This window comes from Methylopila sp. Yamaguchi (assembly GCF_002897035.1).
GTDB lineage: Bacteria > Pseudomonadota > Alphaproteobacteria > Rhizobiales > Methylopilaceae > Methylopila.
Genome location: NZ_BAUX01000010.1, coordinates 17,219 through 36,961, shown reverse-complemented (window position 1 = coordinate 36,961; position 19,743 = coordinate 17,219). Strand labels below are relative to the sequence as shown.

The following is a 19,743-nucleotide window of genomic DNA, read 5'->3' as shown; positions in this document are numbered from 1 at the left end:
GAGCCGCCCCATGACACCTTCCCGCGACGTCGCGCGCCTCGTCGAGATCATGGCCGCGCTGCGGACGCCCGGGACCGGCTGTCCGTGGGACCTCGAGCAGAGCTTCGCGACCATTGCGCCATTCACGATCGAGGAGGCCTACGAGGTCGCGGACGCCATCCAGCGCGGCGACCTGGAAGACCTGCGCGAAGAGCTCGGCGACCTGCTGCTGCAGGTGGTGTTCCATGCCCGCATGGCCGAGGAGCAGGGCGCTTTCGCCCTCCCCGACGTCGTCGAGGCCATCACGACCAAGCTGGTGCGCCGGCACCCGCACGTCTTCGGCGACGCGCGCGATCTCCCGGCCGACGAGGTCAAGTCGCTCTGGGCCGCCATCAAGGCCGAGGAGAAGGCCGAGCGCGCCGCCCGCCGCGGCGAGCCGGCGAGGGCGCAGAGCCTCCTGGACGGAGTGACCCGCGCCCTCCCCGGCCTTACCCGCGCCGTGAAACTTCAGGAGAAGGCGGCGACCGTCGGCTTCGACTGGGACGACGTCGCGCTGGTCGTCGGCAAGGTGCGCGAGGAGGCCGACGAGGTCGCCGAGGCGGTCGCAAGCGGTGACCGCGACGCGGTCGAGGACGAGATCGGCGACCTGTTCTGCGCCGTCGCGAACCTCGCGCGCCACATGGGCGTCGACCCGGAGACGGCGGTCCGCCGCTCCAACGCAAAATTCGAACGCCGCTTTCGGGCGATCGAGGCGGGCCTCCGGGCGCGCGGCAAGACCCCGGCGGACAGCGATCTCGACGAGATGGACGCCATCTGGAACGAGGCGAAGGCGGCCGAACGCGCCGCGAAAGCCGCGGCGGAGTAGGGCGACGCCTTCACGTCACGCGGCCTCCGTCAGGCCGCCCTCGCCTTCGCGCTCCATCTGGGCGTCGAGGAACGACGTGATCCGCCGGATGGCGGAGCGCGCCTCGGGCAGAAAGCGGGCGAAGGCCTGCCAGACGTGGGGCATCTTGGGCCAGACCTCGAGTTCGGCCGCGACGCCGGCCGCCAGCAACGCCCGGTGCATGCGGACGGAGTCGTCGCGCAGGATCTCGTCGCCGCCGCACTGGATCAGACACGGCGGCAGCCCCACCAGATCGCCGTAGAGCGGCGACAGCGAAGGCTCGCGGACATCCCGGCCCGGCGCATAGGCGTCGACCACCACCGGCAGACACGCCACCTGAAGAAACGGGTCCAACACCGCGTTTTTCCGCATGCTTTCGCCCTCGCCGCTCATGTCGACGAAGGGCGAGAGCGCGACCGCCGCAGCGGGAAGCGGCAGCCCCTCCGCCTTGAGCCGCAGCAACAGCGCGAACACGAGATTGCCGCCCGCGCTGTCGCCGGCCACCGCGATCGCGGCGGGCGACCGCCCACGGTCGAGCAAGGCGCGGTAGACAGCGAGCGAGTCCTCCAGCGACGCGGGGTGCGGGTGCTCGGGGGCCAAGCGGTAATCCGGAACGATGGTTTCTGCGCGCGCCCCCCGCGCCAGCCGCCCGGCGACGCCGCGGTGGGTCCGGGGCGACCCCGCGACGAAGGCGCCGCCGTGCAGATAGAGGATGACCCGGCCGCCGCAGTAGCCGACCGGCGCGTGCCGCTCGGCTGCGAGGCCCGCGATGCGCAACGCGCTGCGTTCCACGTTCTTCGGCAGGTCGGGCGCAAGACGGGCGATGGCGTCGATCTGGCGGCGGAGACGAAGCAGATCGGGGTTAGCGGTCAGCCGGGGCTTTACGCCGTAGCGCAGCGCCATGCAGAGCAGGCGCGCCTGGGGGCTGACAGGTTCCCGCATCCGAGGCCGCTCCTGTTGCATCGCACCAACATGACCCGATCGGGCGCTGCGAATGAAGCGAAATCTGGGCGCGGCGCGCGGCTCTCCGCCCTTCCGGGGGCGACTCGCCGAGCGACCACGTGACAAGATGGTCTTGGCGCGCAGCGGCGCGAATCGTTATGGACAGGCGTATGGCCGAAACCAAATCCGATCTTCTCGCCGGACTCGGCGGCGAGCAGCGCAAGCCTGCGGCGGCGCCGAAGGCGGGTCCGCGCGCCCTGCCCCGTCCGGAGCTCACAGCCGAGGCCGGCTACACCGCCGCGGACATCGAAGTGCTGGAAGGGCTGGAGCCGGTTCGCCGGCGGCCCGGCATGTACATCGGCGGCACCGACGAGAAGGCGCTGCATCACCTTTTCGCGGAAGTCATCGACAACGCCATGGACGAGGCGGTCGCCGGGCACGCGAGCTTCATCGCGGTCGACGTCGGCGCCGACGGCTCGGTCACCGTGACGGACAACGGCCGCGGCATCCCGGTCGATCCGCACCCGAAGTTTCCGAGCAAGTCCGCGCTCGAGGTCATCATGACCACGCTTCATTCCGGCGGAAAGTTCGACGGCAAGGTCTACGAGACCTCCGGCGGTCTCCACGGCGTCGGCGTCTCGGTCGTGAACGCGCTGTCGGAGCGGGTCGAGATCGAAGTCGCCCGCAACCAGAAGCTCTACCGGCAGGCGTTCTCCCGCGGCCACCGGCTGGGGGACCTCGAAGAGGTCGGGCCGGTCCACAACCGCCGGGGCACCCGCATCCGCTTCCTGCCGGACAGCCAGATCTTCGGGGCTGAGGCGCGGCTGAAGCCGGCGCGGCTGTTTCAGATGGCGCGCTCCAAGGCCTATCTGTTTTCCGGCGTCGAGATCCGCTGGACCTGCCCCGCCGAAATGCTCGCCGGCGTCGAGAACGTGCCGGAGAAGACCACCCTGCACTTCCCCGGCGGGCTGAAGGACTACCTCGCGTCGAGCCTCGCGGGCCGCGACCAGGTGGTCGAAATCTTCGCCGGCTCGCACAAGAAGGCGGGCGGCCACGGCGGCGTCGAATGGGCGATCGCCTGGACCGATGACGGCGAGGACGGCTTCTCGCGCTCCTACTGCAACACCATCCCGACGCCCGAAGGCGGCACCCACGAGCAGGGGCTTCGGATGGCGCTGTTGCGGGGCCTGAAGGGCTACGCCGACCTCACCAACGTCAAGCGCGCGTCGATCCTGACCGGGGACGACGTGATGGCCGGGACGGTCGCCATGCTCTCCGCCTTCATCCGGGAGCCGGAGTTCCAAGGTCAGACTAAGGAGCGGCTGGCGACGGCGGAGGCGACGCGCATCGTCGAGGCCGCGGTGAAGGACGCCTTTGACCACTGGCTCTCCGCCTCGCCCCAGCAGGCGAATAAGCTGCTCGAAAGCGTCATTCTGCGCGGCGAGGACCGGCTTCGCCGGCGGCAGGAGAAGGACGTCGCGCGCAAGACCGCGACCCGCAAGCTCCGCCTCCCGGGCAAGCTCGCGGACTGCAGCCAGGCGGGCTCGAAAGGCTCCGAGCTGTTCATCGTCGAGGGCGACTCGGCCGGCGGCTCCGCCAAGCAGGCGCGCGACCGCGCCACCCAGGCGGTGCTGCCCCTCCGCGGCAAGATCCTCAACGTCGCAAGCGCAGGCGCGGACAAGCTCGCCCAGAACCAGCAACTCGCGGATCTCCTTCTCGCGCTCGGCTGCGGCACGCGGGCCAGATACTCGGACGCGGACCTACGCTACGAGCGGGTCATCGTCATGACTGACGCGGACGTCGACGGCGCGCACATCGCCTCGCTCCTGATGACCTTCTTCTTCCGCGAGTTGCCGGAGCTGATCCGTCACGGGCACCTGTTCCTCGCGGTTCCTCCGCTCTACCGGCTCAGCCATGGCGGCACGACGCTCTACGCCCGCGACGACGCCCACAAGGACGAGCTGCTGGCGAAGACCTTCAAGGGCAAGAAGGTCGAGGTCGGCCGCTTCAAGGGCCTCGGCGAGATGATGCCGCAGCAGCTCAAGGACACCACGATGTCCCCGGCGAAGCGCACCCTGCTGCGGGTCGAGATCGACGAGGACGGCCGCGAGGGCACGCGCGACGCGGTGGAGCGGCTGATGGGCGCCAAGCCCGAGGCCCGCTTCCGCTTCATCCAGGAGAACGCGGCCTTCGCCGGCGATCTGGTGGACATCTGAGGCGACGCTGAAAGCGCTCTCGTCATTACCTGCGCGTCGGGCCGGGAACTGTGTTCGAGTGCGCGCGGGTCTGACCCAAGCGCCGTCATGGTCCGGCTTGACCGGACCATCCACGTCCGACGTCGAGTTCCATGCTCGACGTGGGTCCTCCGGTCGAGCCGGAGGACGACGGCGGAGTGGGAGCGAAGCGGAGGGATGCGTAACGGTCGGCGCTTCCTTGGTCGGCCGCAGACGGAGCGGACGTCATCACGAGCGGCGTCTTGGATCGAACGCCGCGTTTCGGCCGTTAACCTCGGCGACCATCCGCACAGCGCCCTCCGGCGCCTTGGAGGCCCCGATGCCGAGACCCCCTCTCCTGCCGCTCGCGCTGCTCGCGACGCTTTCCGCGTTCAGCGCCGGCGCGCAACCCGCCCCCTCGCCCGTTCCGTCCGCGCCGCCGGAAAAGATCGACCCAGGTCCTATGCGGCCGGACGAGCCGGCGCCGCCGACCAAACCGGACGCGCCCCAGGCCGCCGAGGATCCGCTCGGCGTCGCGCCGAACGTCTTCGCCGCCCGCATCGCGGCGCCCTGGGAGGGCGCGGAGGGGAAGGGCTTTTCGCGTGTCATCGGCGTGATCGACGGAGATCGCCAGCGGTTCTACGTGCAGTGGCTGAAGGAACCCGACGGCGCGATCGTGCAGACGAAGGAGCTTGAAGACGCGGAGGCCGCGAAGCTCACCTTCGGCGACGTTCGCGCCGAGGCCAGCGACACCGGCGTGTCGGTGTTCATGGACACGGCCCCTGACAAGGACGGCATCCGCGACACCTGGGTGCTGATCATCGGAGACCCCGGCGACACGCGGTTCGGTCCGGCTACGAACTAACGTCTCGGTCGACGCGGCCGGGGATGCACGGGAGCTGAGCTCTTCGCGACGGGCCACGCGCCTGCCTTGTCCCGGCCTCGAGCCGGGACCCAAACCCTCAGAGTTCTCAAAATTAGCAGGACGCCCCAGCGCTCAATCCACGAGCGCAGGCGGATCTGGGTCCCGGCTCAAGGCCGGGACAGGGGTGTGGTTAGCACCAAGAGTCCGCGCTTCAATAGACCGCCCTACACCGCCAGCAGGCGCCCGAGCGCCGCGTTGACGGCCTCGGGCCGCTCCAGGGTCGACAGGTGGCCGCAGTCCGGGACGATCACGAGGTCGGCGCCGGGAATGGCGGCCGCCATGCGCCGCGCGTGCTCCGGCGGCGTCGGCGTGTCCTCGTCGCCCACAAGCACGAGCGTGGGACAGCGGATGGTCGGCGGGATCGACGAGAAATCCTCACGATTCAGGATCGCGGTCATCTGCCGCGCGAAGGCCGGCGCTCCGGTTTCGATCAGCATGGCATGAACGACGCGTTCGAGGTCGCGCTCGTCGGCGCGGGCGGGGTGGACGTAGCGCGCGTAGGTCGCAGCGTGGATCGAACCGAGCTTGCCGCGCTCGGCCGCGGCGATCAGGACCCGGCGCCGCCCCCGGCCCTCCTCGGTGTCGGGGTAGGCGGTCGTGTCCAGCAGCGCGAGGCGGACGATCCGCTCGGGAGCCGCTTTCAGCATCTCAAAGGCGACGTAGCCGCCCATGGAAAGCCCGACCAGCGCGAAACGCTCCGGAGCCTCGGCCAGCGCCGCGGCGGCGATCTCGGCGATCGTCGCATGCCTGCGATGGTCGACCGTCATGAACGGCCGAGCGCCAAGGTTCGCGATCTGCGGCGTGAACAGTCGTTCCGTGCAACCGAGACCGGGCGCGAAGACGATTGGCAATGTTGCTTCCATCAGATCGTCGCTCCCGCCGTGTGTCCGCGCTCCGCGTTATAGTTTCCGCGTCCACGGCAATTGACAATTCGCTGCAAATGCCTCATCTCCGCGGCAGATCGCTGGCCGTGGGACGATGTCGTCCCGCACGGGCCAAGGAGTTGGATCTTTCGGCGGACGCGCCGCGCCGGCTCCTCGATCGAACCGCTTAAGGATGACATGACCTTTTCCGATCTCGGCCTGAGCCCGAAAGTGCTGTCCGCCGTGGAAGCGTCGGGGTACACGAACCCGACGCCGATCCAGGCGGCCGCCATTCCCGAAGTGCTGGCGCGCAAGGACGTGCTCGGCATCGCTCAGACCGGCACCGGCAAGACGGCCTCCTTCACCCTTCCGATGCTGACGCGGCTTGAGCAAGGCCGCGCGCGCGCGCGTATGCCGCGCACGCTGATCCTTGAGCCCACCCGCGAACTCGCGGCTCAGGTCGAGGAAAGCTTCGCGAAGTACGGGCAGAACCATAAGCTCTCGATGGCGCTCCTCATCGGCGGCGTCTCCTTCGGCGACCAGGACGCCAAGCTCACCCGCGGCGTCGACGTTCTGATCGCGACCCCCGGCCGCCTGCTCGACCATCACGAGCGCGGACGCCTTCTGCTGACCGGGATCGAGATCCTCGTGATCGACGAAGCCGACCGCATGCTCGACATGGGCTTCATCCCGGACATTGAGCGCATCTGCAAGCTGATCCCGGCCGCCCGGCAGACGCTGTTCTTCTCCGCGACGATGCCGCCGGAGATTACCCGCCTCACCGAGCAGTTCCTGCGCGATCCCGTCCGCATCGAGGTGGCGCGGCCCTCCTCCACCGCGACGACTGTGACGCAGCGCCTGATCGCCACCAGCGACGACGCCGCCGACAAGCGCGAGGTCCTGCGCCGCGAAGTGGCGCAGGTCGAGGGGTTCAAGAACGCGATCATTTTCTGCAACCGCAAGCGCGACGTGGCCGTCGTCTACAAATCCCTGCAGCAGCACGGCTTCAAGGTCGCGGCGCTGCATGGCGATCTGGACCAGCGCGCCCGCATGGCCGCGCTCGACAGCTTCAAGACGGGCGAAGTCGACCTGCTCGTGGCGAGCGACGTCGCCGCGCGCGGCCTGGACATCCCGGACGTCAGCCACGTCGTGAACTACGACGTGCCGATCCACGCCGAAGACTACGTCCACCGCATCGGCCGCACCGGCCGCGCCGGGCGCAGCGGCGTGGCGTTGACGCTGGTCTCGCCGTCGGACGGGAAGTACCTCGAGACGATCGAGAAGCTGATCAAGACAAAGCTTGAGTGGCAGGGCGGCGCGCCCGACGCCGAGGCGCTCGCCAGCGCCGCTCCGCGGCGGCGCACGCGCGGCGGTCGCGCCGCTGGCGCGGCCAAGACTGCGCCCAAGATCGAAGCGGCCTCGCCAGCGGCCGAGGCCGCCTCCCCCGCCCCGAAAGAGCGGGCTCGGAGCGCGAAGCCGCCTGCCGCCGCAGTGGCTCCCCCGCCGGCCCGCGAGGCGCCTCCCGCCGCGCGCGCGCATCGGACCGATGGCTCCTCCCCCTCGCGCGGACCGCGCAACCATAGCGAGCGCCGGCCGCCGGCCTCGGCGCATGACGACGCGCCGGTCCTCGGCCTCGGCGATCATGTGCCCGCATTCCTGCTTAGGCCTGTACGGCTCAAGCGCGCGTAAGATCGTCGCAGCTGCAATCAGCTTAAATAGGCGCCGCAGCTTTAACGCGAGTTTTACGCCCTCGGACGTCATCTAGGACTTGTCGGCCGAAAGCCGCTGCCGACGACTCCCGCCGGGGAGGTGGGGGACGGCAGGCTGGGGAGCGCCCTCCGATGACGCGGGGCTCAAGTGACTTCGACCGGACGCTGGCTTTCAGCGACGCCGCGATCCAGCGGCTGCGTGTGCACCGGCACGCGGCCTATCCACGCAATTACGAGCTCTGGTACACCTATGCGACGGGGTATAACTCCGCGCTGAACCGCGCGATCAACGAGGCGCTGGAGCACAGCCCGGGCATCTCCGAGGCTGATCTTGACCTGCTGTACGAAACCTACCTGTCGCCGTTGCGTCTGTCGGAACGCGTCGATCACGTCGGCACCCGCATCATCGAAGAGATCGGTGAGGTCAACGACGCGCTGAAGGCCGCGCGGGGCGCAAACAGCGATTACGCCAAAGCGCTCGAAAGCGTCATGCGCGAGGCCCAGAGCGTCGAAGGCGCCGGCGGCGTCGTGCTCGGACGTCTTGGCGAGCTGCTGCTGTCGGCGACGCACGCGATGATCAACCGGACGAAAGCCCTCGAGGAGCGGCTCGCCGGTTCGCAGACCGAAATGCGCAAGCTTCACGACACGCTCGAGGTGATCCGCGCGGAGTCGCTCACCGATCCGCTCACCGGTCTCGCGAACCGCAAGTTCCTGCAGGGCGCGCTTGACCGCGCGCTGCTGGACGCCGAGTCGCAAGCCGACCGGCCGGCGCAGTTCTCCGTTCTGCTGATCGACATCGACCGGTTCAAGACCTTCAACGACAGCTACGGCCATCTCACCGGCGATCAGGTCCTTCGGCTCGTCGCGCTCGCGCTCAAGCAGAACGTGAAGGGGCAAGACCTCGCCGCGCGCTTCGGCGGCGAGGAGTTCGCGATCGTGCTGCCGGACACCGGCCTGCAGGGCGCGATCGCCGTGGCGGAGCGCATCCGCCGCGCGGTCATGACCAAGGACCTGGTAAAGCGCTCGACGGGCGAACACCTCGGCCGGGTCACGGTGTCCGTCGGCGTCGCGGAATGGCGGCGCGGCGACACGGGCCAAACCGTGATCGACCGCGCCGACCGCTGCATGTACGTCGCGAAACGAAGCGGACGGAACCTCGTGATCGCCGAGACCGATCCGCTGTTTTCGGAGATGGACGCCGCCGGCGAGCACGCCGGCCCGCGTCAGGCCACCTTCGCGTCCGCTTCGCGGTAGGTCGGGTAGTCCACGTAGCCTTTCGCGTCGCCGCCGTAGAACGTGGCCTCGTCCGGCTGCGCCAGCGGCGCCCCGTCGCGGATCCGCTCCACGAGGTCCGGGTTCGCGATGAACGGCCGGCCGAAAGCGACAGCGTCGACTTCGCCGTTCGCCACGCGCGCCGCCGCGAGCTTCGGATCGTAGCCGTTGTTGCCGATGTAGACGCCTTTGAAGGCCTTTCGCAGCACCGAGAGGTCGAAGGCGCCCTCGGGCGCGCGCGAGCCGCGGGTCTCGCCTTCGATCACGTGGAGGAAGGCCAGGCCCATCTCCGAGAGCTTTTCCGTCACGTAGGTGAACAGCGGTTCGGGATTCGAGTCGGCGCAGTCGTTGGCCGGGCTGACCGGCGACAGGCGGATGCCGACGCGCTCCTTGCCGATTGCGTCCACCGCGGCCTGGGTCGCCTCCAGCAGGAACCGAGCGCGGTTCGGTATCGATCCGCCGTAGGCGTCAGTGCGCAGGTTGGTCTTGTCGCGCAGGAACTGGTCCAGCAGATACCCGTTCGCGCCGTGCACCTCGACGCCGTCGAACCCGGCGGCGATGGCGTTCTTCGAGGCCTGACCGTACTGGGCGACGATGCCGGGGATTTCGTCGAGCTCCAGCGCCCGAGGCGTCTCGAGATCCTTGAAGCCGGTCTCGGTAAAGGCCTTCCCCTCGGGCTTCACCGCCGAGGGCGCGACGGGAAGCTTGCCGCCGGGCTGCAGGTCGCGGTGCGAGATGCGCCCCACGTGCCAAAGCTGCAGCACGATCGTGCCGCCCTTGGCGTGGACGGCGTCCGTGACGAGCTTCCAGCCCGCGATCTGCTCGTCGGAGTAGATGCCCGGCGTCCAGGCGTAGCCCTGGCCCTCGGGCATGATCTGGGTCGCCTCCGCGATGATCATGCCGGCGCTCGCCCGCTGGCCATAGTAGTCGGCGTTGATCTGCCGGGGCGCGAGCGTCTTGTGGTCGGCGCGCGATCGCGTCAGCGGCGCCATCACAATGCGGTTGCGAAGGTTGAGGGCGCCCGCCTTCAGCGGCTGGAAGAGCGGGTCGAGGGTGTCGGTCATCAAAGGCTCCGGTCTTTTGCTGGGCCGCGGCTCGTCGGCCGCGAACCTTGGAGTGCGAGATAGGTCGCCCTGTTCCTGGCGGGAGGCCGCGTCGGGACATCCGCGCGCAACCCAGATCTGCGCCAACGCCCGGCGCTCAGCGGGCCGCCGCTGCGTCCAAGCCTGCCTGCCAGAATGCGGCCTCCAGCCGCGACGCCGCGGCGAAGAGCTTTGCGAGCTCGGCGTAGCGCGTCAGCGTCAGCCGCTCCTCGCCGAGACGGTCGAGCGTCGCGCGCGCGCTCTCGGCGATCTGCTGATAGGCGGAGCCGGCGTACTCCTCGATCCAGGAGCGGTAAGGATTGTCCGCCGCCACGCCGCCTCGGGCCAAGGCCGCGCCGATCTCCGCGTAGCCCACGACGCAGGGGCTGAGAGCCGTCAGCAGGTCCAACAGGTCCCCGCGCAGCCCGGCGTCGAGCACGAAGCGCGTGTAGGCCACGCAGGCCCCGCCCTCCTCCGCCGCTTCAAGGTCCCTCTCCGTCAGTCCCCACTGGGCGCAGACGCGGACGTGCAGGTCCATCTCGACATCGAGGATGGCGTGAAGCGTGGCCGCGGCCGCGCGCATGTCGGACAGCCGCCCGCCCTTGTAGACGGCGAGGCCGTAGGCGCGGGCGAACTGGATGAGGAACAAGTAATCTTGGACGAGATAGCTGCGGAACGCCGCCTCCGGCAGCGAGCCGTCCCCCAGGGCGCGGACGAAATCGTGGTCCACGTAGGAGCGCCACTCCGCGGCGGCGTCGGCTTTGAGCCGCTCAAAGAGAGTCATGAGCGGGCTCCCTTCCGTCGCCGCGGCTTCGCAGCGTCTTTCTTCGCCAGGGCGATCGCGACCGAGCGGCGCGCCCACAGGGCGAGTTCGTCCGGCTCGTCCATCAACCGCTCAGGCGCCCGCCAGAACGATGTGATGGTCCGCCGTCCGGTCGTGGTCTCGTAGGAGAACGGCTCGCAGCCCTCCGAACGGAAAGCGTCGGCGGCGGCGGGATCCGCCTTGAGGTACAGCGTGCCGGCAGCCTCGAGCGCGAACATTGCGCCCGCGTGGTACACGCCCACACCCCCGAACATCCGGCGCACCTGGACCGGTCCCAGCTTGCGAAAGAGCTCCGCCGCCTCGTCCGCCTCGAGGGCCATCAGTTCGCGGAGACGTAGCTCTCGGGCAGCGCGGGCGTAATGGCGACCGACTCGCCGCAACCGCAGGCGGAGGTCTGATTGGGGTTGTTGAACACGAAACGCTGGGTGAGCTTCTCGGTCACGAAGTCCATTTCGGTCCCGAGCAGGTACAGGATCGCCTTGGGATCGATCATCACCTTGACGCCCTTGTCCTCGACGATCTCGTCAAGGGCGCCGGCCTCGGCGGCGTAGGCCATCGTGTACTCCATGCCGGCGCAGCCGCCGGTCTTGACGCCGATGCGCAGGCCCGCGAGCGGCGTCTCCGAACGTTCGATGATCGTGCGCACGCGCTGGGCTGCGCGGTCGGTCAACGTCATCACCTTGGGCCTGGGTCGGGCAGCGGCCATGATCTTGAAGCTCCGGTAGCGGCGGGCTTTCCGTTGGTCCGGAAGATAAGCCTTCGCGCATTCGAAATGAAGAGCAGCGGACGCCTTGAGCTCATGCCGGCTTGAGCGCGCTTCAGTAGCTTTTCCAGAGCCCCGGCGTGGCGAGCTCCAGCAGGTTCCGGTCCGGATCACGGAAATAGAGGCTCACCCCCCCGCGGGGCCATTCCACCCGGCCTTCGATGGCGATCCCTCCGGCGCCGAGCCGGTCCTCCCACGGGGCAAGCTCGTCGCGGTCGATCGCAAACGCCATGTGCAGCGCGCCGGAGCCGTCGTGAGCAGGGATTTCGCCGCCCGGCAGCGTTTGGGTGGTCACGCTCGCGCCGCGCGCGAAGAGCAGAAGCACGCTTTCCCCGCCGACGTCATAGGCGATCAGCCGCGCGTCGGCGAAGAGCTTAGAGAAGCCGAACAGATGATCATAGAAGTGCGAGGCGCGAACGAGATCGTCGACGTAGAGCGCCGTCTCAAGGACGCGGGCGATGCGAGGCGAGCCGTTCCCATCGTCCGCCATGCGGCGTCACCACATGTCGAGCGCGACGCGGGCCTCATCGGACATGCGGCTCTGGTCCCACGGCGGGTCGAACACCATGGTCACCGTCACCTTGCCGACGCCCGGCACCGCGCTGACCGCGTTCTCAACCCAGCCCGGCATCTCGCCCGCCACGGGGCAACCCGGCGCAGTCAGCGTCATATCGATCGCGATGTCGCGGTCGTCGGACACGTCGATGCGATAGACGAGACCGAGTTCGTAAATGTCGACCGGGATCTCAGGATCGTACACGGTCTTCAGCGCGCCGATGATCTCGTCCGTCAGACGGTCGAGCTCCTCCGGCGGGATGGCGGATGCGGCGGACGGCGCAGGCGCCGTGGTGACGTCAGCATCGCTCATGTCAGAGCCTTTCCTCACGCGAACAGGTCGCGCGCCTTCGTGAGCGCTTCCGCGAGACGATCAATCTCGTCGGTCGTGTTGTAAAGGGCGAACGAGGCCCGGCAGGTGGACGTGACGCCGAGCCGCTGCAGCAGCGGCTGCGCGCAATGGGTGCCGGCGCGCACCGCGACGCCCGAGCGGTCGAGCACCGTCGCAACGTCGTGGGCATGGGCGCCCTCAAGATTGAAGGCGACGATCGCCCCCTTCCCCGGCGCGTGGCCGAAGATCGTGACGGCGTTGATCCGGCTGAGGCGCTCGTGCGCATAGGCGCCGAGCGCGGCCTCATGGGCCGCGATGGCGTCGAGCCCCACCGCCCGCATGTAGTCGAGCGCGGCGCCGAGGCCGATCGCCTGAACGATGGGCGGCGTGCCGGCCTCGAACCTGTGCGGCGGGTCGCCGTAGGTCACGTTGCCTTCCGTCACGTCGCGGATCATCTCGCCGCCACCGTTGAACGGCGCGAGCGCCCTGAGCCGCTCGGTCTTGCCGTAGAGCGCGCCGATGCCCGTGGGCCCGTAGACCTTGTGGCCCGTGAGCACGTAGTAGTCGCAGTCAATGTCCTGGACGTCCGGCGCGAGGTGGACCGCGCCCTGGCTGCCGTCGACGAGAACGGGCACGCCGCGCTCATGGGCCAGGCGGCAGACCTCCTTCACCGGCACCACGGTGCCGAGCACGTTCGACATGTGGGTGACCGCGACGAACTTGGTGCGCTCCGTCAGCGCGGCCTCGAAGGCCTCGATGTCGAACGAGCCGTCCTCGCGCACCTGAACCCACTTCAGCACCGCGCCGCGGCGCTCGCGCAGGAAATGCCACGGCACGATGTTGGAGTGATGCTCCATAATGGTGAGGACGATCTCGTCGCCCTCCTTAATGCCGGCGAGGCCGACGCCGTTCGCGACGAGATTGATCGCCTCCGTCGCGGAACGCGTGAAGACGATGTCGTCGATCGACGGGGCGTTCAGGAAGGCGCGCACGCTCTCGCGGCCGCCTTCAAAGGCTTCCGTCGCGGCGTTCGCCAGGTAATGCAGGCCGCGATGGACGTTCGAATACTCCGTCTCATAGGCGCGCCGCATGCGGTCGAGCACCTGGACAGGCTTCTGCGCCGAAGCGCCGTTGTCGAGATAGGCGAGCGGCTTGCCGTGGACGGTCAGCGCGAGCGCGGGAAAGTCCGCGCGCAGGCGTTCGACGTCGTAGGAAGGCGCGTCAGCGATATGGGCGAGGGACATGCTAGTGATCTAACTGTTTTGCGTCAGATCACAAGCCCCAGCGCCCACACGCGTCGGCGGCCATGACCATGTTGCGACGGCGATGAACCCTAGCGCTCGCTGATCCGTTGCCCGACGACAGCGCGACGCCGCCCTGCGGAAGCGTCGGGGCTCACGTCCGGGCGGTGAGCCAAGCGAGCGCGCGGTGGGTGACGAGCTCGCGCAGACCCTCATGCTCGATGGTCTCGATCACTTCGCCGACGAAGGCCTGCACCATCAGCGCCTCGGCTTCCTTCTGGGGGATGCCGCGGGACTTCAGGTAGAACAGCAGCTCGTCGTCCAGCGCGCCGACCGTCGCGCCATGGCCGCAGACCACGTCGTCGGCGAAGATCTCGAGCTCCGGCTTGGCGTCCGCCTCGGCCGCCTCCGACAGCAGCAGGGCCTGCGCCATCATCTTGCCGTCGGTCTTCTGCGCGCCAGGCTTCACCACGATCTTGCCCTGGAACACCGAGCGGGCCTCGCCGTCGAGCGCGGTCTTGAAGTGCTCGCGGCTGGCGCAGCCGACCGCGTCGTGCTCGACGACCAGCGTGGTGTCGAGGTGCCGCGAGGCGCCGGCGAACCCTGCGCCGCGGATCTCCGCGGTGGAGGCGTCGCCGGTGAAGGAGACGTAGATCTGCTGCCGCGCGGCCCGGGCGCCGGCGGCGAGCGCGAAGGTCTTCAGCTCCGCCTTGGCGCCCAAGCGAACGGCGAGAGTGGCGAGATGCAGGGTGTCGAGGCTCTCGTCCTGGATCTTGACCAGCTCGGCGCGGGCGCCGTCCGCGACGTCGAGGGTGACGACGCTGTTGGTCTGGTGGGCGCCGGCGTCGCCGATGTGACTCTCGATCAGCAGGACGTTTCCGCCCTCTCCGACCCTCGCCACGACCCTGCCGTAGGCCGCGTGCTCCGAGCCCGCCTGGATGTTCGCGACGTGGAGCGGCCGCGACGCGGTCACGCCGGGTGCGACCGAGACCACGACGCCGTCGGCGACGAAGGCCGTGTTAAGCGCGACGGCGACGTTGCCGACGGGCGAAACGCCGTCCGACAGCGCCTCGACGCCGGCTCCGGTCGCGAGCGTGTCCTTGAGCAGCGTCACCGACACGCCCTCAGCCGTCGCAAGGTCCGACAGCTCCTCGACGAAGCGGCCGTTGACGAAGGTCACGCGGGTGGCGTCGATCGCGGCGTAGGGCGCGAGCGCGCCACGGGCCGCCGCGATCATCACGCCGTCGGGCGCGCCCGCGACAGGCTTGGCGTCGCGCATCAGAGCGCGCAGGTCGGTGTACTTCCAGTCCTCGACGCGCCGCGACGGCAGGCCGGCGGTCTTGAAGGCGTCGAAGGCGGTCCGGCGGCGCTCGGCGACCGCCGCGTCGCCCGGAAGCCCCGCGAAGGCCGAGGCGAAGATCTCGGAGAGGGCGGTCTCGGCGGCGGTGCGGATGGAGCGGACTTCGGCGTTCATCGTGTCGTCGCTCCTCACGCCGCGGCTTCGCCGACGTAATCGGCGTAGCCGCGAGCTTCGAGCTCATGGGCGAGCTCCGGTCCGCCGGTGCGGACGATGCGGCCCTTCGCCATCACATGCACCACGTCCGGCGCGATGTGGTCGAGCAGGCGCTGGTAATGGGTGATGACGACAAACGCGCGGTCCTTGGCCCGGAGCGCGTTGACGCCCTCGGAGACGACCTTCAGCGCGTCAATGTCGAGGCCGGAGTCGGTCTCGTCGAGCACGCAGAGCTTCGGCTCCAGCAGCGCCATCTGCAAAATTTCGTTGCGCTTCTTCTCGCCGCCGGAGAAGCCGACGTTGAGTCCACGCTTCAGCATGTCGCTGGAAATGCCAAGGCCGTCAGCTTTTTCCCGCACGAGCTTCATGAACTGCGGGGTCGGCAGGTCGCCCTCGCCGCGAGCGCGCCGCTGCGCGTTCACCGCCGCCTTGAGGAAGGTCATGGTGGCGACGCCGGGGATCTCCAACGGGTACTGGAAGGCGAGGAACAGGCCCGCCGCGGCGCGCTCGTCGGCCGCCAGAGCGAACAGGTCCTGACCGTCGAGTGTCGCGGAACCCTCGGTCACCTCGTAGTCGTCCTTGCCGGCGAGCACGTAGGACAGCGTCGACTTGCCCGAGCCGTTCGGCCCCATGATCGCGTGCACCTCCCCCGGTTTCACCTCGAGGTCGAGCCCGCGCAGGATCGGCTTGTCCTCGATGGAGGCGTGGAGGTTTTTGATCGAGAGCATTGTCTTCCCGTTTCAACATCCGTCTTCCCGGACGCGAGGCGGAGCCTCGCGAGCCGGGATCGTTATCCAAAATATGACGTCCCGTTCTGGAGACGATCCCGGCTCTCGCTTCGCTCGGCCGGGATGACGCCGCGAGACCCTAGCCCACGCTGCCTTCGAGGCTGATCGAGATCAGCTTCTGAGCCTCGACCGCGAACTCCATCGGCAGCTGCTGCAGCACGTCCTTGACGAAGCCGTTGACGATGAGCGCCACCGCCTCCTCCTCCGACAGCCCGCGCTGCAGGCAGTAGAACTTCTGGTCGTCCGAAATTTTGGACGTCGTCGCCTCGTGTTCGAACACCGCGGTCGAGGTCTTGGCCTCGAGGTAAGGCACGGTGTGCGCGCCGCATTCATCGCCGATCAGCAGGCTGTCGCAGTTCGTGAAGTTGCGGGCGTTGGTCGCCTTGCGGTGAGCCGAGACCAGCCCGCGGTAGGTGTTCTGCGAGCGCCCGGCCGAAATGCCCTTCGAGATGATCTTGGAGGTCGTGTTCTTGCCCAGGTGGATCATCTTGGTGCCCGAGTCGACCTGCTGCCGGCCGTTCGAGATCGCGATCGAGTAGAACTCGCCGCGCGATCCGTCGCCGCGCAGGATGCAGCTCGGGTACTTCCAGGTGATGGCCGAGCCGGTCTCCACCTGCGTCCAGGAGATCTTGGAGTTCCGGCCCCGGCAGTCGCCGCGCTTGGTGACGAAGTTGTAGATGCCGCCCTTGCCCTCCGCGTCGCCGGGGTACCAGTTCTGAACGGTCGAGTATTTGATCTCGGCGTCGTCGTGGGCGACCAGCTCCACCACCGCGGCATGCAGCTGGTTCTCATCGCGCATCGGCGCTGTGCAGCCTTCGAGATAGCTCACAAACGAGCCCTCGTCGGCGATGATCAGCGTGCGCTCGAACTGGCCGGTGTTCTGCTCGTTGATGCGGAAGTAGGTCGACAGCTCCATTGGGCAGCGGACGCCCTTCGGCACGTAGACGAACGAACCGTCCGAGAACACGGCGGAGTTCAGCGTCGCGAAGAAGTTGTCGGAGGTGGGGACCACCGAACCGAGGTACTTCTTCACCAGCTCCGGATGCTCGCGGATCGCCTCGGAGATCGGGCAGAAGATGACGCCGGCCTGGGCCAACTCCTTCTTGAAGGTGGTCGCGACCGATACCGAGTCGAACACGGCGTCAACCGCCACCCGGCGCTGCTCGACGCCGGCCAGGATCTCCTGCTCGCGCAACGGAATGCCGAGCTTCTCGTAGGTGCGCAGAAGCTCGGGATCGACCTCGTCGAGCGTCTTCGGGCCGGCGGTCGATTTCGGAGCGGAGTAGTAATAAAGCTCGTCATAGGCGATGGGCGGATAGTCCACGCGCGCCCAGTCCGGCTCGACCATGGTCCGCCAGCGGCGATAGGCGTCGAGCCGCCACTCCAGCATCCACTCCGGTTCGCCCTTCTTGGCGGAGATGAAGCGGACGGTATCCTCCGACAGGCCTTTTTCCGCGCGGTCGGATTCGATGTTGGTGACGAAGCCGTATTTGTACTGGTCGACGTCGATCTCGCGAACGCGGGCGACGGTCTCCTGAACAGCCGGCATATTTCTTCACTCCCATCCGTCCGGCGGGAGGCCAGGCGGTGCTTGAACGAGTCTAAGTAGCAGGAATGCGACGCTTGCTGAAGGCCGATTGACGCACCGTCAAGCCGCGTTCGCATGAGCTACGATGCGTTTGACGATGCCGGACCAAGCAGCGAGAAACGTTTCGGCGTCGTTCGGTCCCGAGGACCAGCCGAAGCTCGCGCGTAGCATTCCGTTCGACAGATCGTGCGTCACTCCCATTGCGTCAAGCACCGGAGACGCTTTCGCTTTCCCCGACGAGCAGGCCGACCCCGACGAAACCGAGACGCCGGCGAGATCGAGCGCGATCATCGCGCTCGACGACGACACCCGCGGGTCGGCGAAGCAGGAGGTGTTGGGCAGCCGCGGCGCCTCCGCGCCGAAGATCGTGACCGGGCCGAGCGCCTTCACCCCCGCCTCGAGACGGTCGCGCTGTTCCGCCAGCCGGGCGAAAGCCTCGAGATCACGGCCAGCCGCCTCAGCCGCGACGCCGAGGCCGACGATGCCGGCGACGTTCTCGGTGCCGCCGCGCCAGCCCTTTTCCTGTCCGCCGCCGCGCACGACGGCTTCGTCCACATGGATCCCTTCGTCCCGGCGCACGAGCGCGCCGACGCCGGCCGGGCCGCCGAACTTGTGGGCCGCAAGGGCGAGGAAGTCGCAGCCGAGCGCGTCGAGAGCGACCGGGATCTTGCCGACCGCCTGAACGGCGTCGACATGGACCAGCGCGCCGTAGCGCTTCGCGAGCGCGACAGCGTCCGCCACCGGCTGGATCACGCCTGTCTCGTTGTTGGCGAGCATCAGGGCCAGGATCGCCCGCTTGCCGGGATGCGCGGCGGCGTGCTCCGCAAGAGCGCGCTCCAAGGCGGCGAGGTCGATCAGACCCGCTGCCGTCACGGGCGCGATCGTCACGGCGTCCGCCGAAAAGCGGGCGCCGGCGAGGACCGCGGGGTGTTCGATCGCCGAGGCGATCAGGCGCGTCACCGGTCGCGGATCCCGCGGATCGCGGATCGAGGACGACAGAGCGAGGTTCGAGGCTTCCGTACCACCGCTGGTGAAGACGACGCCGGACGGCTGCGCGCCGACGAGCCGTGCGATCTTCGCCCGCGCCTCCTCCACCAGCCGGCGCTTGCCGCGGCCATCGGCGTGGACCGACGACGGGTTGCCGACCGTCGCGAGCGTCTCGGCGATCGCGGCGATCGCTTCAGGGCGGGTCGTGGTGGTGGCGTTGTGGTCGAGATAGACGCGCATCGGGGCCTCCGATCGTCTTCGCCGGGCCGCACAGGCTGAGCGGATGCGCAAGCCTTGCATTCCGCCGGATCATTCGTGCTAGAGACAGCGCTTCCTATATGCAAGGCGGCCTCGCGGCCATGGCCGCTGACGCAGCCTTGCGCCGCGTTTCGCGAATGAGGGAGCGGCCGCGCTCCGTTTTTCAAGGACACATCTATGCCCGAGGTGATCTTCAACGGACCGGCCGGCCGCATCGAAGGCCGCTACCACCCGGCCAAGAAGCGGCGGGCTCCGATCGCGCTCATCCTGCACCCGCACCCGCAGTTCGGGGGCACGATGAACAACCAGATCGTGTACAACCTCTATTACGCCTTCCTGAACCGCGGCTTTTCGGTGCTGCGCTTCAACTTCCGGGGCGTCGGCCGCAGCCAGGGCAGCTTCGATCACGGCTCGGGCGAGCTGTCGGACGCCGCCTCCGCGCTCGACTGGGCGCAGGCTCTTAATCCCGACGCCCGCGCCTGCTGGATCGCCGGCGTCTCCTTCGGAGCCTGGATCGGCATGCAGTTGCTGATGCGCCGCCCAGAGGTCGAAGGGTTCATCTCCGTCGCCCCGCCTGCGAACCGCTTCGACTTCTCCTTCCTTGCGCCCTGCCCCTCCTCCGGCCTGTTCGTGCACGGCGACCAGGACCGCGTGGCGCCGATGAAGGACGTCCAGACGCTCATCGAGAAGCTGAAGACGCAGAAGGGCATCGTGATCGATCAGTCGATCATCCCGGGCGCCAACCATTTCTTCGAGAATCGCACCGAGGAGCTGCTCACCGAGGTGAACGCCTACCTCGACAAGCGCCTCGGACCGATCGGAGAAGCCGCGGCGCCCCCAGCGGAGCCCGGCACGGGCGAGGACGCGGCGTAAGGCTGCCTCCATCCGGCTGGGAACATGGCCCTCATGTAACGGCCTGAAGCTCGGATCCGGAGCGGCAACGGGCCTCAGCGCTTGTCTGGAATATGACCCCGCCTGATGCCTCGCGCGTCATGCCCCGGTTTATCCGGGGCATCCAGCCCTGCCCC

At 68.6% G+C, this 19,743-nt stretch carries 19 protein-coding genes; 6 read left to right on the top strand and 13 right to left on the bottom strand.

The window, feature by feature from the left end:
- Nucleotides 1-10 precede the first annotated feature (10 nt).
- Complete coding sequence (gene mazG, locus METY_RS12760; protein WP_103121781.1) at nt 11-844, top strand: nucleoside triphosphate pyrophosphohydrolase; 834 nt, start codon at nt 11-13, stop codon at nt 842-844.
- A 15-nt stretch (nt 845-859) separates the two neighbouring features.
- Here mazG and METY_RS12755 read toward each other — a convergent pair whose 3' ends face one another.
- Nucleotides 860-1,804: an alpha/beta hydrolase gene (locus METY_RS12755; protein WP_103121780.1), complete on the bottom strand. Its 945-nt coding sequence runs from the start codon at nt 1,802-1,804 to the stop codon at nt 860-862.
- A gap of 170 nt (nt 1,805-1,974) precedes the next feature.
- Here METY_RS12755 and parE point away from each other — a divergent pair, with 170 nt between their 5' ends.
- Nucleotides 1,975-4,020 (top strand): DNA topoisomerase IV subunit B, encoded by a 2,046-nt coding sequence (parE, locus tag METY_RS12750; protein WP_103121779.1) that lies wholly within the window; start codon nt 1,975-1,977, stop codon nt 4,018-4,020.
- A 337-nt stretch (nt 4,021-4,357) separates the two neighbouring features.
- A complete protein-coding gene (locus METY_RS12745; RefSeq protein WP_103121778.1) occupies nt 4,358-4,882 on the top strand; it encodes a hypothetical protein in 525 nt (174 codons plus the stop codon).
- 224 nt (nt 4,883-5,106) lie between these two features.
- On the opposite strand, the gene METY_RS12740 is transcribed toward METY_RS12745, so the two are convergent.
- Nucleotides 5,107-5,805, bottom strand: a complete 699-nt coding sequence (locus METY_RS12740; RefSeq protein ID WP_103121777.1) for an alpha/beta fold hydrolase — start codon at nt 5,803-5,805, stop codon at nt 5,107-5,109.
- Nucleotides 5,806-6,003: 198 nt separating this feature from the next.
- On the opposite strand from METY_RS12740, the gene METY_RS12735 reads away from it, so the two are divergent.
- Together METY_RS12735 and METY_RS12730 are read left to right on the top strand one after the other, a co-directional pair.
- The gene (locus METY_RS12735) at nt 6,004-7,494 is read left to right on the top strand and encodes a DEAD/DEAH box helicase (protein ID WP_103121776.1); all 1,491 of its coding nucleotides are present in this window, start codon (nt 6,004-6,006) and stop codon (nt 7,492-7,494) included.
- A 152-nt stretch (nt 7,495-7,646) separates the two neighbouring features.
- Entirely contained in the window at nt 7,647-8,768 is a 1,122-nt protein-coding gene (locus METY_RS12730; RefSeq protein ID WP_103121775.1) for a GGDEF domain-containing protein, read from the top strand.
- Here METY_RS12730 and METY_RS12725 read toward each other — a convergent pair.
- From METY_RS12725 to METY_RS12675, 11 genes are all read right to left on the bottom strand, one after another.
- Complete coding sequence (locus METY_RS12725) at nt 8,738-9,850, bottom strand: alkene reductase (protein WP_103121774.1); 1,113 nt, start codon at nt 9,848-9,850, stop codon at nt 8,738-8,740. The genes METY_RS12730 and METY_RS12725 overlap by 31 nt on opposite strands.
- A 136-nt stretch (nt 9,851-9,986) precedes the next feature.
- A complete protein-coding gene (gene tenA / locus METY_RS12720; RefSeq protein ID WP_103121773.1) occupies nt 9,987-10,652 on the bottom strand; it encodes a thiaminase II in 666 nt (221 codons plus the stop codon).
- Nucleotides 10,649-11,011, bottom strand: a complete 363-nt coding sequence (locus METY_RS12715) for a TfoX/Sxy family protein (protein WP_103121772.1) — start codon at nt 11,009-11,011, stop codon at nt 10,649-10,651. Before METY_RS12715 ends, tenA begins: the two co-directional genes overlap by 4 nt.
- Nucleotides 11,011-11,397 carry a HesB/IscA family protein gene (locus METY_RS12710; protein ID WP_200819672.1) on the bottom strand — a complete coding sequence of 129 codons (387 nt, stop codon included), beginning with the start codon at nt 11,395-11,397 and terminating at the stop codon, nt 11,011-11,013. Before METY_RS12710 ends, METY_RS12715 begins: the two co-directional genes overlap by 1 nt.
- Before the next feature lie 112 nt (nt 11,398-11,509).
- Complete coding sequence (locus METY_RS12705) at nt 11,510-11,944, bottom strand: VOC family protein (RefSeq protein ID WP_103121770.1); 435 nt, start codon at nt 11,942-11,944, stop codon at nt 11,510-11,512.
- A gap of 6 nt (nt 11,945-11,950) precedes the next feature.
- Nucleotides 11,951-12,322, bottom strand: a complete 372-nt coding sequence (locus tag METY_RS12700) for an SUF system Fe-S cluster assembly protein (RefSeq protein WP_103121769.1) — start codon at nt 12,320-12,322, stop codon at nt 11,951-11,953.
- Between the two features lie 14 nt (nt 12,323-12,336).
- A complete protein-coding gene (locus METY_RS12695) occupies nt 12,337-13,584 on the bottom strand; it encodes a cysteine desulfurase (RefSeq protein ID WP_103121768.1) in 1,248 nt (415 codons plus the stop codon).
- Between the two features lie 151 nt (nt 13,585-13,735).
- Nucleotides 13,736-15,055 (bottom strand): Fe-S cluster assembly protein SufD, encoded by a 1,320-nt coding sequence (gene sufD, locus METY_RS12690; protein ID WP_244593639.1) that lies wholly within the window; start codon nt 15,053-15,055, stop codon nt 13,736-13,738.
- 14 nt (nt 15,056-15,069) lie between these two features.
- Nucleotides 15,070-15,822 (bottom strand): Fe-S cluster assembly ATPase SufC, encoded by a 753-nt coding sequence (gene sufC / locus METY_RS12685; RefSeq protein WP_103121766.1) that lies wholly within the window; start codon nt 15,820-15,822, stop codon nt 15,070-15,072.
- Nucleotides 15,823-15,961: 139 nt separating this feature from the next.
- On the bottom strand, nt 15,962-17,431 hold the full coding sequence (gene sufB / locus METY_RS12680; RefSeq protein WP_103121765.1) for a Fe-S cluster assembly protein SufB: 1,470 nt from the start codon (nt 17,429-17,431) through the stop codon (nt 15,962-15,964).
- Nucleotides 17,432-17,530: 99 nt separating this feature from the next.
- Nucleotides 17,531-18,697, bottom strand: a complete 1,167-nt coding sequence (locus tag METY_RS12675) for a cysteine desulfurase family protein (RefSeq protein WP_103121764.1) — start codon at nt 18,695-18,697, stop codon at nt 17,531-17,533.
- Nucleotides 18,698-18,892: 195 nt separating this feature from the next.
- Between METY_RS12675 and METY_RS12670 the strand changes: the two genes are divergently transcribed.
- Nucleotides 18,893-19,588, top strand: a complete 696-nt coding sequence (locus METY_RS12670) for an alpha/beta hydrolase (RefSeq protein WP_103121763.1) — start codon at nt 18,893-18,895, stop codon at nt 19,586-19,588.
- Nucleotides 19,589-19,743 lie beyond the last annotated feature (155 nt).

Coding starts and splice junctions, on each gene's coding strand:
- METY_RS12730 (WP_103121775.1), top strand. CDS start 7,647: ATGACGCGGGGCTCAAGTGACTTCGACCGGACGCTGGCTTTCAGCGAC.
- METY_RS12715 (WP_103121772.1), bottom strand. CDS start 11,011: ATGGCCCTCGAGGCGGACGAGGCGGCGGAGCTCTTTCGCAAGCTGGGA.
- METY_RS12755 (WP_103121780.1), bottom strand. CDS start 1,804: ATGCGGGAACCTGTCAGCCCCCAGGCGCGCCTGCTCTGCATGGCGCTG.
- METY_RS12700 (WP_103121769.1), bottom strand. CDS start 12,322: ATGAGCGATGCTGACGTCACCACGGCGCCTGCGCCGTCCGCCGCATCC.
- METY_RS12725 (WP_103121774.1), bottom strand. CDS start 9,850: ATGACCGACACCCTCGACCCGCTCTTCCAGCCGCTGAAGGCGGGCGCC.
- METY_RS12735 (WP_103121776.1), top strand. CDS start 6,004: ATGACCTTTTCCGATCTCGGCCTGAGCCCGAAAGTGCTGTCCGCCGTG.
- METY_RS12740 (WP_103121777.1), bottom strand. CDS start 5,805: ATGGAAGCAACATTGCCAATCGTCTTCGCGCCCGGTCTCGGTTGCACG.
- METY_RS12670 (WP_103121763.1), top strand. CDS start 18,893: ATGCCCGAGGTGATCTTCAACGGACCGGCCGGCCGCATCGAAGGCCGC.
- sufC (WP_103121766.1), bottom strand. CDS start 15,822: ATGCTCTCGATCAAAAACCTCCACGCCTCCATCGAGGACAAGCCGATC.
- METY_RS12710 (WP_200819672.1), bottom strand. CDS start 11,397: ATGGCCGCTGCCCGACCCAGGCCCAAGGTGATGACGTTGACCGACCGC.
- parE (WP_103121779.1), top strand. CDS start 1,975: ATGGCCGAAACCAAATCCGATCTTCTCGCCGGACTCGGCGGCGAGCAG.
- mazG (WP_103121781.1), top strand. CDS start 11: ATGACACCTTCCCGCGACGTCGCGCGCCTCGTCGAGATCATGGCCGCG.
- sufB (WP_103121765.1), bottom strand. CDS start 17,431: ATGCCGGCTGTTCAGGAGACCGTCGCCCGCGTTCGCGAGATCGACGTC.
- METY_RS12695 (WP_103121768.1), bottom strand. CDS start 13,584: ATGTCCCTCGCCCATATCGCTGACGCGCCTTCCTACGACGTCGAACGC.
- METY_RS12705 (WP_103121770.1), bottom strand. CDS start 11,944: ATGGCGGACGATGGGAACGGCTCGCCTCGCATCGCCCGCGTCCTTGAG.
- METY_RS12675 (WP_103121764.1), bottom strand. CDS start 18,697: ATGCGCGTCTATCTCGACCACAACGCCACCACCACGACCCGCCCTGAA.
- tenA (WP_103121773.1), bottom strand. CDS start 10,652: ATGACTCTCTTTGAGCGGCTCAAAGCCGACGCCGCCGCGGAGTGGCGC.
- METY_RS12745 (WP_103121778.1), top strand. CDS start 4,358: ATGCCGAGACCCCCTCTCCTGCCGCTCGCGCTGCTCGCGACGCTTTCC.
- sufD (WP_244593639.1), bottom strand. CDS start 15,055: ATGAACGCCGAAGTCCGCTCCATCCGCACCGCCGCCGAGACCGCCCTC.